The 10,769-nt window shown below is 60.6% G+C and carries 11 protein-coding genes, 1 other RNA gene and 1 pseudogene; 5 read left to right on the forward strand and 8 right to left on the reverse strand.

Translation table 11 applies throughout. The features are described from left to right. Positions 1 to 205: 205 nt before the first annotated feature. The 4 genes from yidC to rpmH form a co-directional block, all read right to left on the reverse strand. Positions 206 to 1,957, reverse strand: a complete 1,752-nt coding sequence (gene yidC, locus ABYO54_RS08025; protein ID WP_372807732.1) for a membrane protein insertase YidC — start codon at positions 1,955 to 1,957, stop codon at positions 206 to 208. A gap of 126 nt (positions 1,958 to 2,083) precedes the next feature. After that, entirely contained in the window at positions 2,084 to 2,329 is a 246-nt protein-coding gene (gene yidD, locus ABYO54_RS08030) for a membrane protein insertion efficiency factor YidD (RefSeq protein WP_372807733.1), read from the reverse strand. After that, positions 2,326 to 2,787, reverse strand: a complete 462-nt coding sequence (rnpA, locus tag ABYO54_RS08035; protein WP_372807734.1) for a ribonuclease P protein component — start codon at positions 2,785 to 2,787, stop codon at positions 2,326 to 2,328. Before rnpA ends, yidD begins: the two co-directional genes overlap by 4 nt. A gap of 14 nt (positions 2,788 to 2,801) precedes the next feature. Continuing rightward, on the reverse strand, positions 2,802 to 2,939 hold the full coding sequence (gene rpmH, locus ABYO54_RS08040) for a 50S ribosomal protein L34 (RefSeq protein ID WP_372807742.1): 138 nt from the start codon (positions 2,937 to 2,939) through the stop codon (positions 2,802 to 2,804). Positions 2,940 to 3,135: 196 nt separating this feature from the next. Between rpmH and pyrE the strand changes: the two genes are divergently transcribed. The 3 genes from pyrE (at position 3,136) to rnpB (ending at position 4,951) form a co-directional block, all read left to right on the forward strand. Beyond that, positions 3,136 to 3,711, forward strand: a complete 576-nt coding sequence (gene pyrE / locus ABYO54_RS08045; RefSeq protein WP_372807735.1) for an orotate phosphoribosyltransferase — start codon at positions 3,136 to 3,138, stop codon at positions 3,709 to 3,711. A gap of 126 nt (positions 3,712 to 3,837) precedes the next feature. After that, complete coding sequence (locus ABYO54_RS08050; protein WP_372807736.1) at positions 3,838 to 4,554, forward strand: zinc ribbon domain-containing protein; 717 nt, start codon at positions 3,838 to 3,840, stop codon at positions 4,552 to 4,554. 48 nt (positions 4,555 to 4,602) lie between these two features. Continuing rightward, positions 4,603 to 4,951, forward strand: an RNA gene (gene rnpB / locus ABYO54_RS08055) — RNase P RNA component class A. A gap of 48 nt (positions 4,952 to 4,999) precedes the next feature. Here rnpB and ABYO54_RS08060 read toward each other — a convergent pair. The 3 genes from ABYO54_RS08060 to ABYO54_RS08070 all read right to left on the reverse strand — a co-directional run bounded on the left by ABYO54_RS08060 (position 5,000) and on the right by ABYO54_RS08070 (position 7,485). Next, complete coding sequence (locus ABYO54_RS08060) at positions 5,000 to 5,659, reverse strand: response regulator (RefSeq protein ID WP_372807737.1); 660 nt, start codon at positions 5,657 to 5,659, stop codon at positions 5,000 to 5,002. Between the two features lie 98 nt (positions 5,660 to 5,757). After that, positions 5,758 to 6,756 carry a permease gene (locus ABYO54_RS08065; RefSeq protein ID WP_372807738.1) on the reverse strand — a complete coding sequence of 333 codons (999 nt, stop codon included), beginning with the start codon at positions 6,754 to 6,756 and terminating at the stop codon, positions 5,758 to 5,760. Positions 6,757 to 6,801: 45 nt separating this feature from the next. Then, complete coding sequence (locus tag ABYO54_RS08070; RefSeq protein ID WP_372807739.1) at positions 6,802 to 7,485, reverse strand: vancomycin high temperature exclusion protein; 684 nt, start codon at positions 7,483 to 7,485, stop codon at positions 6,802 to 6,804. 186 nt (positions 7,486 to 7,671) lie between these two features. On the opposite strand from ABYO54_RS08070, the gene ABYO54_RS08075 reads away from it, so the two are divergent. Together ABYO54_RS08075 and ABYO54_RS08080 are read left to right on the forward strand one after the other, a co-directional pair. After that, entirely contained in the window at positions 7,672 to 9,144 is a 1,473-nt protein-coding gene (locus tag ABYO54_RS08075) for a helix-hairpin-helix domain-containing protein (RefSeq protein ID WP_372807740.1), read from the forward strand. A 139-nt stretch (positions 9,145 to 9,283) separates the two neighbouring features. Beyond that, positions 9,284 to 10,429, forward strand: a complete 1,146-nt coding sequence (locus ABYO54_RS08080) for an aldo/keto reductase (protein WP_372807741.1) — start codon at positions 9,284 to 9,286, stop codon at positions 10,427 to 10,429. A 60-nt stretch (positions 10,430 to 10,489) separates the two neighbouring features. On the opposite strand, the pseudogene ABYO54_RS08085 reads toward ABYO54_RS08080, so the two are convergent. Further along, a pseudogene (locus ABYO54_RS08085) lies at positions 10,490 to 10,769 on the reverse strand (cell surface protein); the annotation flags it as partial.

The raw sequence follows: 10,769 nt of genomic DNA on the forward strand, positions 1-10,769 counted from the left end.
TTGTAGGGCTGAAACGGCTGAGGCACGATGCCTTTCAGCCGTCCGGCGGAATGGGGCGGTGCGGGGTTCGGCGGGCAGGTTTCGCAAGCTCAACCATGCCCACCCTACAACGTACCGGCGGAATGGGGCGGCGGTGCGGGGATCGGCGGGCAGAGATTACTCGTATTCCTCGTAATCAGTGTCCGCCCTGCCATCCGGATCGTCGCTACGCTTCGACCTTTTTCTTTTTGAGGTTGCGGAATCCGGTCTGGGCAATCATGAGCAGGTTGCTGGTGGTCCAGTAGAGCACGAGGCCGGAGGGCATGCTGTAGAAGAAGAACAGCATCATGATCGGCATCATGAACATCATCATCTTCTGCTGTTGCTGCTGTTCCGGCGTGGCGGCGGTGCCCGGCGTGCTGAGCTTTTGCTGCCAGATCATCGAGACCGACATCAGCAACGGAAGGATGTTCAGTGAGCCGACAAACGGCACGCTGCCGGCGAATAGGTTTTCGGGCTGGCTGAGGTCGGCAATCCAAAGGAAGCCCGAATAGCGGAGCTCGATGGCGTTGCGCAAGACGGTGAACAGCGCAATGAAGACCGGAATCTGAACGAACATCGGAAGACAGCCGCCCATGGGGTTGACCTTCTTCTCCTTGTAGAGCTTCATGACCTCCTGCTGGGCCTTCTGCGGTTCCTTCTTGTATTTCTCCTGCAGGGCTTTGATTTCCGGCTGCAGCTCCTGCATGCGCTTCATGCTCTCGGTGCTCTTGTGGGTGAGCGGCCAGAACAGGATGCGGATCAGCAATGTCAGCAGAATGATTGCGACGCCATAGTTCGGGATGACCGCAAAGAACTTGTTCAGCGTCCAGAGCAGGAAGCGGCGCGCGGGTTCCATTAGCCAGTTCATGAAGGAGAAGGCGCCGGTGGTTTCGAATTCCATCACCTTTTCCGCGTTGTGGCCGGAAGCCTTCAGGATCGAATATTGTTTGGGGCCGATGAAATAGGTGTAGTTCAGCTCGGCGGTTTCGCCGGCGCCGATCACCTGTTCCTGGAATGCGAGCGCGGCGGCGATGTCTTTCGGTACGGTCTTCTTTTCCTCGGCATCGCGCGCGGAGAGGATGGCCATGGTTGCCGCGGTTCCCTCCGGGCGCAGGATCTGGACGAAGAATTTGTTTTTGGCGGAAACCCAGTCGACCTCGATGCCGTTCATTTCGGGGGGCACGATGTCGATGGCGAGAGGGCCGTTCTTTCCGTAAAGCTTTTGGAGTTTACGGCCCCAGTATTCGATCCCGCCTGCGGGGGTGAAGGAGTCGACCCCGAGGATGCTGACGCCCTTCATGGCTTTCATCTCCGCCGGGTTTTCCATGCGGCCGGTCACGATACGGCGTTCGGCGAGGGCGGTCGGCCCGCTGCCGGGGTTGGTGAAGCGGTCGCTGACCTGGAGGACATAGTCGTTGGTGAAGGAGAGGGTCCGCTGGAAGACGATGCCGGAGGCCAGTTCCTTGGACAGGGTAACGGATTGCCCGTCTTCGGCCGGTTGGAGCGCGAGCGCCTCGTTGGCGCCGATGCCGGCAAGGCCTTCGTAGGCGAGGGCGGCGCGGGGGAATTCGATCACGACCGGGGGGCTGTCCTTTTCGTTCAGCGCCGGATAGTTGAGCAGCGTCGCGGATTTGATGCCGCCGCCCAACGAGGTGAGTTCCAGTTTGACTTTCCCGTTGTCGAGCGTCGCCACGACTTCTTCTTCGGCCGGGGCCTCGACCTCGATTGCGGCCGGGGCCGTCGCGGACTCGGCGGCTGCGGGGGATTGGGGATCGGTGGCCGCGGATTCGGCGAAGGCCGTTGCATTCGTCGACTGCGGTGCGGTAATCCGGGGCTTGGCCGGGAATTTGGGCGCCAGGAAGGTGCGGTCGAAGAGCATCCACAGCGGAATGAGCAGGGCCAGGATGATTACGGGTACCAGATCTTTTTTAGTCATAAATTTCTCTCTCTCGATTGTTGTTTGCCTTCGGGCGAACTTCTCTTGGTCCATTCGCTTCGCGTGTTGCCGGTGCGCCGGGGGCGGTTTTTGCATCTCGATGCGGTGGGTCTCCGTGGTGCATGTCTATGAAGATCGGGGGCGTTTCTTTTCGGGAACGGGATCAAACCCGCCCGGGTGGAACGGATGGCATTTGAAAACCCTTTTCACCCCAAGCCAAAGACCGCGAACCATACCATGTTGCCGCAACGCTTCAATGCAATATTGCGAGCACGTGGGATGGAACCGGCAGCGCGCCCCAAGCCACGGGCTGACGATTTTTTGATAGCCCTTGATCAGCAGGATCAGCGTTTTGGCCGGGAGCTCCTTCATGGGGTCCGCAACGAGAGGTCCTGTTGGGCTCGTTCCAGGTTTTCCGCGGAGATGATTCCGGCCCTTTGCGCCAGCTTCAGCATTTCGCGCAGGACGTCCTTCCATTCGGCGGTAAGGATGCTCCGTCGCCCAACGAAAATGACGTCGAACTCCCCGCTGAAGTAGGGGCGGAGATTGCGGTAGGCCTCGCGCAGACGCCGGCGCGCAAAATTGCGCCGGTTGGCCCGCAGGTGGACCTTTTTGCTCGTCACCACGCCGAGGCGCAGCGCCGCGCCTTCGCCCGTGCGCAGCCATAACACCATAAAGCGCCCAACCCACTTCCGGTTCTGGGAAAAGGTTTCCGAGAAAAGGGAGGAACGGGTCAGGCGCTGCTGTCTGGATAAACAACGATCAAGCCCGCTTTGCGGCGGGCTTGCGTCGATGGAGCTGTCCGACTCCCTCTGGTGGGGCTTCGGCATTTCAGATATCCGGGTTAAACTGCGGTGAGGCGTTTGCGGCCTTTTTGGCGGCGACGCTTCAGGATCGCGCGGCCATCGGCAGTGGCCATGCGATTGCGGAATCCGCATTTGCGGGCCCGCTTGATTTTCGAAGGATTGTATGTACGTTTCATTGCTAAAATTCCTTTTTGTTCTGAAAAGCAGGCTAAACTACCAACATCTCGCCGCTTGTCAAATCCTATTGCTTCGGTTTTTCGCCGCCCCAAAACGCGGCGCGCGTCGGGTGAATTTCCATTGGACGGCATTGGACGGTTTGTGGGATGCTCCGCCCATTGCCCTAATAAACCCATTTCTAACGAGGGAGAGTTCATGAAGCAAGATGACGTATTGAAATTGTTCGAGGAAACCAACGCATTGCTGAGCGGCCATTTCGAGTTGCGCTCGGGGTTGCACAGCAACCAATTCTTCCAGTGCGCGCTGGTTTTGCAGTATCCGCGCATTGCGGGCCGGTTGTGCGAGGCGCTGGTGGAAAAGATGAAGCAGGAGCTCAAGGATTTGGAAGTCGATACGGTCATTGCCCCGGCAATGGGCGGGATCACCATCGGCCACGATGTGGCGCGCGCGTTGGGGGTCCGCTTCATCTTCGTGGAGAAGGAGAGCAACGTGCTCAAGCTGCGCCGCTTCAAAATCACGCCCGGCGAGCGCTTCGTGGTGGCGGAAGACGTCGTGACCCGCGGCGGCCGCGTGCAGGAGACCATCGATATCGTCAAGGAGAACGGCGGCGTGGTGGCCGCGATCGGTATTTTGGTCAATCGTAGCGGCGGAAAGGCCTCGTTCGAGGCACCGTTGGTCAGCCTGCTCGACATCGAGCCGGTCACCTACGATCCCGCCGACTGTCCGCTTTGCAAGGCGGGGGTGCCGTTGGTGCATCCCGGCAGCAAGTAGGCGCAATCCCGGGGGCGACCGTGCTGCGAGTGAGTCGGATGAAATATCTTGATTCAACACGTTGACGTCGGAGTGCCGAAGGAGTACGTTTCCTAGCTTGTTTTTTAGAAATTGAAGGAGGTTGCCGTGTCGCACCCGTTGGAACCGATTTATGCCCTGCAGAAGAAGGATCGTAGACTCATCAAAATCTTGCGGGAAATCCGCGACATTCCGCAGCGGAGAAGCGATATCGAGGCGCAACTGAGCGGTTCGAAGAAAAAACTCGCCATGGCGCTCGATAGCAAAAAGCACACCGAGGCCACGCTGAAGGAGCTGGAACTGGAGGTCGAATCCCTCAAGCAACAGGTCGTTAAATACAAAAACCAGCAGATGGAAGCCCAGACCAACGACCAATACCGCGCCTTCGTTAAGGAAATCGGCGTGGTCGAGGATGAGATCAAGGCCCTCGAGGAAAAGGAAATCCATCTCATGGAAGCCTTGGAGCAGGGCAAGTCGATCGTGGCCGAATGCGAGGCCAAGCTCAATGTCGAGAAGGCCGGAATCGCCGACGAATTGGCCGAACTCGACGATCGGGCCGCCCACTTGAAGAAAAAGGCCGAGACCATGAAGGCCGACCGCTCCCGCGTCGCCGCCGGATGCGACAAGGAGATCCTCAAGAAGTATACGCGGATTCTCAACAACAAGAAGGATTTCGCGGTGGTGTTGATCGAGCCCGGCGGACATTGCGGGGGATGCCACATGAAGCTTCCGCCGCAGGTCATTCACGATGCGCGCAACCCGACCAAGGTCGTGGCTTGCAACTTCTGCGGCCGTATTGTCTACAATCCGCTGCACAAAGCGTAATCCGCAACGCACTTGGGTTGCGCTGGGCGCATCGCTCATTATTTTAAACAGGCAGGGTGTATCGGTCGCTCTTCGCTTCGGCGGAGGGAGGAAAGTCCGGACTCCGCAGGGCAGGACGTTCCGTGGTTAACGCGGGAACCGCTGTGCAAGACCGCAGCGGATGGAAAGTGCCACAGAAATTATACCGCCCCGATTCGTCGGGGTAAGGGTGAAATGGTGGGGTAAGAGCCCACCGCGCCGCGGGCAACCAAGGCGGCAGGGTAAACCCCGTCCGGAGCAAGATCAAATAGGCGACGATGATGCGGCCCGCATCGCTAATAGTCGCGGGTTGAGCGCACTAGATAAATGACCGACCCCTTCGGGGGAACAGAATCCGGCTTACCGCCCTGCTTGTTTTTTCTTTTTTTCGTCTAGCCGCCTCGCGGCGGCGCCGAAAGCCGCGCGCTTACGGCACCTTTCCCAGCTGGATCACTTCGTAGGCGAAGCGGTCCAGCGCCTTGCCGTTGGGCATCTCCAGCTTGTTCTTGATGTTGATGCGGTGCGTATCGACGGTGTTGCGGCTAATGTTCAGCTTTTCGGCAATCGATTGCGTGTCGAAGCCTTGGCCGATCAACTTGAAAATATCCATCTCCCGGTTCGAAAGGGTGTCGACCGCGGACTTCGGCTCCACGCTTCGGCCATTCATTTTCCGCTCGATGCGCTGGAGCGTCTCCTCGGAAAAGAAAAGATCGCCCGCCAGTACCGTCCGGATGGCCTCCTTCAGCGTGGTCGGCGGCGAGGTCTTCATCACGTATCCGTCGGCCCCCGCGCGGGCCAGCCGTTCCGCGAAAAGCTTTTCCTCCGACATCGTGTAGACCAGGATCCGCAGTTTCGGATATTGGTTTTTCATTCGTTGGATCAGGTAGGTCCCGTCGGCGTCGCCCAATGAAAGGTCGACGATGGCCACATCGGGCAACGACGAGCCGAGTTTGTCCAGCGCTTCCGACGCCGAGGTCGCGGTGGTTTTGATGCACATGTCCTTTTCCGATGCCAGCAAGGTCTTCAGACCATCGTGAATGATCGGATGGTCGTCGATGACCATGATAGTGTATTCGCTGTCAGCCATGGGTTCTCCTGTACTTTCCATACCCTGCGGAAAAGTCTAGCAGTTGCCGCCGGATGCAAAAGAAGATTCTTTGTTCAAGACGAGCATCCTTCCCGAATCTACCCTTTTTTCGGCAGCATTGCCGCGCCGATCACCAGCACCAATAGCAGCGTCCACACATAATCCATCGTGCCGAGGGCATCTTTCGCCGAGTGGCAGACCTGCTCCGCGACGCCCAGCGTCGGGCTGAACTGGTTCATCAGCAGTCCGGCCCCGAGCGCGCACAGCGCCAGAACCAGCAGAAACACGGTCAGCTGCTTCTTGCCGATGATCTGCCAGAGCGTCGTAAGCGTCGCCGCGTTGGTGGCGGGACCCGTGATCAGGAACACCAGCGCCGCCCCCGGCGAGAGCCCCGCCTTGATGAAGGCCAGCGCAATCGGTACCGACGCCGAGGAGCAGACGTAGATCGGAATCCCGATCACCAGCATCATCAGCATCGCCACGGGCGAATCGCCCAGCTTGTCCGCAAAAAAATTGTCGGGGATCAGTCCGCTCAGGATGCCGGAAATAACGATGCCGAGCACCAGCGCCTTCGAGATGTTCCGCGGAAGAACCAAAAATCCGTAGCGCAGCATCCGCACGATTGCGGGCTGTTGGTTCGGCTGGCAGCACTCGTCCGTGCATGCCTGGTCGTCGAGCTCTTCCTTCGGGGAAACGGCGGCCACCGCCGCCCCGCAAATGATTCCGGAAACAAACGCCACCACCGCGCGGAACACGGCAAACACCCAGCCCAGCAGGGCATACGTAATCATCAGGCTGTCGATGCCTGTCTGCGGGGTCGAGGCCAGAAACGAAGCCGTTGCCCCGCGGCTGGCTCCATGCTTGCGCAGCGAAGCCGCCAGCGGAATCACGCCGCACGAACAGATCGGCATCGGAACGCCCACCAGCGCCGCCTTGATCGCGCCGCCCCAGCCGTGCCCGCCAAGATGCCGCCGCACATACTCCTTCGAAATCAGCACCGACAGCACCCCCGCCATCAAAAAACCGAACAACAGGTACGGCGCCATCTCCACCGTCACCAACCAAATTTCCTTCACGATTTCCAGCAACACATTCATGGGTTCTTTACCTCGCGAACATGCTTATACGGAATCTCAATAGCCTCAAGCTTTATTCATTCCAAATCCGCCACATTGCCCGATCTGGATCGGGTCGCCGAGGAAGCGGGGGCGGCGGTTGAGCAGGTAGAGGTCGAGGATCGTTTTGACGCGCGCAAGCTGCTCGCGCAGGAGGGTGCGCAGCCCGCAGCGGGGCGTCAGGTCGCGGGCGCCGTAGCCGATGGCGTCGATCCCTTTGCGGCGGGCAATGAAGACGGCGCGCTGGGCGTGGAAGCGCTGCGATACGATCGTGATTTCGCGCTGGCCGAAGACGTCGCGCGCACGGACGACGGAGTCGAGCGTGCTGAAGCCGGCGTAGTCGCAGACGATGCGGTCGGCGGGAACGCCGAGCTCGACGAGGGCGTCTTTCATGGCGCCGGCTTCGTCGTAGCTGCGGATGTGGTTGTCGCCGCTGACGATGAGGTAGCCCACCTTGCCGGCGGCAAAGAGTTCGTGGGCGGCCTGCATGCGGTAGCGGAAATAGAGGTTGCTGCGGCCATTTTGCAGGTGGGGCGAGCAGCCGAGCACGAGGCCGACGTGCCGCGCGGGCATTTCGCCGGCGGCGGCAAACACCCGGCCGTGCGTATCCTGCACCATCCATTGCCGCGCGGCAACGATGGCCACTAGCGCCAGCAGCGCGCAACCCGGCACGCCGATTCGAAACCATTTGCTTTTCAATCTCCGGAACATGCGCGCAGGATTCCTGCAATTCCGTTTGGAATCAAGGTTTCGGTCGCCGGGTTCCGGCAAAAAATGAATCGGCCCGCGATTTCGCCCCGGTTGCCGGGACTATTTTCACCCGTCATATTTTACCTGCCATTCGCGTTCGTTTTCGGTAGCTTGCCTGCTTGCGCTCTTAGTCGGAGAACGGGGTTTATGGAATTTTCGAAAGCCATTCAGGAAAAGCTGAAGCAGTTGCCGGACAAGCCGGGCTGCTACCTGATGCGCGATCGCGACGGGAAGATCATCTATATCGGCAAGGCGGCATCCCTGCGCAAGCGGGTGCAGAGCTATTTCCGCAAGCATACGCACCGCACCGCGCAACCGAAAATCCGCAGCCTCATCAGCTCGATCGCCGATTTCGATATCGTGGTCCTGAAATCCGAGGCGGAGGCGATCCTGACCGAGGGCAAGCTGATCAAGGAGTTCCGCCCGCACTACAACACGCTGTGGAAAGACGACAAACGCTTCCAGATGATCCGCGTCGACGTGCAGCATCCGTTCCCGACGATCGCCAAGTGCCGGATCAAGAAGAACGACGGCGCGGTCTACTTCGGCCCCTACACCTCGGGTATGGCGGCGAAGGTGGCCGTCGAGTTCCTCGAGCGGCGCTTCGGCCTGCGCCGCTGCCGGCCGCGCGAGCCGGACGCCGAGACCTACAAGCATTGCAGTAACGACATCATCGCCAACTGCTCCGCGCCGTGCATCGGCAAGGTGTCGCCGGAGGAATACCGCGAACGGATCGACGAGGTCTGCGCCTTCCTGCGCGGCGAGCGGATGGAAATGCTCAAGGAGCTGCGCGCCGAAATGGAGCGCATGGCCGCCGATTTGCGCTTCGAAGAAGCCGCCGCCCTGCGCGATATGCTCATGCATTTGCACAACGCCGTGAAGGAAAAGGCCAAGGTGCGCAAGACCTCGAAAATGAAGCAGGACGAGGCGCGCCGGGGGCTGAAACAGTTGCAGCAGCACCTGCGGCTGCCGGAGGAACCGCGCGTGATCGAATGCTTCGACATCTCCAATATTTCCGGCACCAACTCCGTGGCCGGCATGGTGTGCGCGGTCGATGGCGTTCCGTATCCCAACCGCTACCGCCGCTTCCGCATCAAGACGGTCGAAGGCGCCGACGATCCGCGTTCGATGGCGGAGGTGGTCCGCCGCCGCTACGCGCGCCTGCTGCACGAAAACAAGCCGCTGCCGGGGCTGGTGATGGTCGACGGCGGCATCACCCAGCTGCGCGCCGCCAAGGCCGAGCTGGTCGCATTGGGCCTCGGCGACCTGCCGATCGTCGGGCTGGCCAAGCGCTACGAGGAGATCGTGTGGGATTGGGAAAACAACGCCGGCAACCTCGTGTTGCCGCGCCACTCGGCCGAGCTCACCGTCGTCACCCGCCTGCGCGACGAGGCCCATCGCTTCGCCATCACCTACCACCGCGAGCTGCGCCGCCAGCGCATCATGGAATCGCGGCTCGATGAGATCCCCGGCATCGGCGCCGCCAAGAAGGCGATGCTTTTAAAGCACTTTGGCTCGATTGCCCGGCTGGGGCGTGCCACCCTTGAACAACTCGCCGAAGCCCCGGGCATCGGCCGCAAAACCGCGGAACTCATCCGCAACGAACTCGACAAGAAGTGATGACCCCGAAGCCACTAGGAATTCAAAGCAGGGCAGGACGCCACGGTACTTTGAGTACTTCGTGTCTTCGTGGTTAAAAAAAATACGAGAGCTGAGTATGAACGTACCGACTAGACGATTTGGACGAACGGAAGTGCCGATGCCCGTGCTGACCTGCGGCGGCATGCGCTACCAGCAGGGGTGGGAAGATCTCGACCCTTCGAAGATCGACCCGAAGGGGCAGCAAAACCTCGAGGCCTGCATCCACCGCGCGCTGGAGCTGGGCATCAACCACATCGAGACGGCGCGCGGCTATGGGCCCTCCGAGATGCAGCTGGGCATGGTGCTGCCGACCATCGACCGCGATCGCTTGCTGGTGCAAACCAAGATCGGCGTCAAGGAATCCGCCGCGGAATTCCTGGAGGTCTTCGAAGCCTCCATGAACAATCTCAAGCTCGACCACGTCGATTTCCTTTCGATCCACGGCATCAACCTGCCGGAGCACATCGACACCTGCCGGAAAAAGGGCGGCTGCCTCGACGCCATCCGCCAACTGCAAAAGGAGGGGCGCGTGCGCTTCTGCGGGTTTTCGACCCACGCCGAGCCCGAGGTGGTGGTGCCCGCCTGCGAAACCGGCGAGTTCGACTATGTGAACCTCCACTGGTATTTCATCTACGACCAGCTCCACTGGCCAATGGTCGAGGCCGCCGCCCGGCAGGACATGGGCGTCTTCGTCATCAGCCCCAACGACAAGGGTGGCATGCTCTACCAACCCCCCGAAAAATTGGCGGCCCTGTGCGAGCCGCTCACGCCGATGCAGTGGAACGACCTCTGGACGCTCGCGCGCCCCGAAGCCCACACCTTGAGCATCGGCGTCGCCCGGCCGTCCGACTGGGACGAGCACGTCGAGGCCGTCTGCAACCATTTGGGCGATCCGGTCGTCGGCGAAATCGAACAGCGTATCCGGCGGGCGCTGGAGAACGCGCTCGGGGCCGAATGGATGGCCTTTTGGCCCAAGGGCCTGCCGCACTATCCGAAAGCGCCCGGCGAAATCAACGTGCGCGAAATCCTGCGGTTATGGACGTTCGACCAGGGGCTCGGCCTGCGCGAGTTCGCCAAGATGCGCTACAACCTGCTCGGCAACGCTTCGCACTGGTTCCCGGGCCGGCAGGCCACGGAGGTCGATGCCCAGGATTGGTCGTGCCTCTCCGCCAGCCCCTTCGCCGACCGCATCCCCGGCATCCTCAAACAGGCGCACGAGCTCTTCTTCGTCGAGAAAGAGGCCAAGCGCCTGAGCGAATCGTAGGACGGTCCGCCGGGCCGTTTCCGATGAGGACCGCCGGGATAAAAAGTGCCGCAAACGCAGTTACAGCGACAGCACGTATTCGCAGAGGGCGTCGAGTTCCTTTTCGGAAAGGGCGTCGATGCCGCCGTTCTTGTTGCCGTGCTTAAAGGTCGCGAAGAGATCCCGCATGGTGGCGGCGCGGCCGTCGTGCATGTAGGGGGCGGTGCGCCACGCCTCGATCAGGTGCGGGGTATCGACCGGCAAGCCTTCGTCCTGCCCCTTCGTGGTGCCCATGTCGTACATCTGCAAGTCGGTGTAGTAGGGGGCGGGGTGGCAGTGGTTGCAGCCGAGCCGTTCGAAA

Source organism: Pontiella sp. (assembly GCF_041622395.1).
In the GTDB taxonomy this organism is placed as follows: domain Bacteria; phylum Verrucomicrobiota; class Kiritimatiellia; order Kiritimatiellales; family Pontiellaceae; genus Pontiella.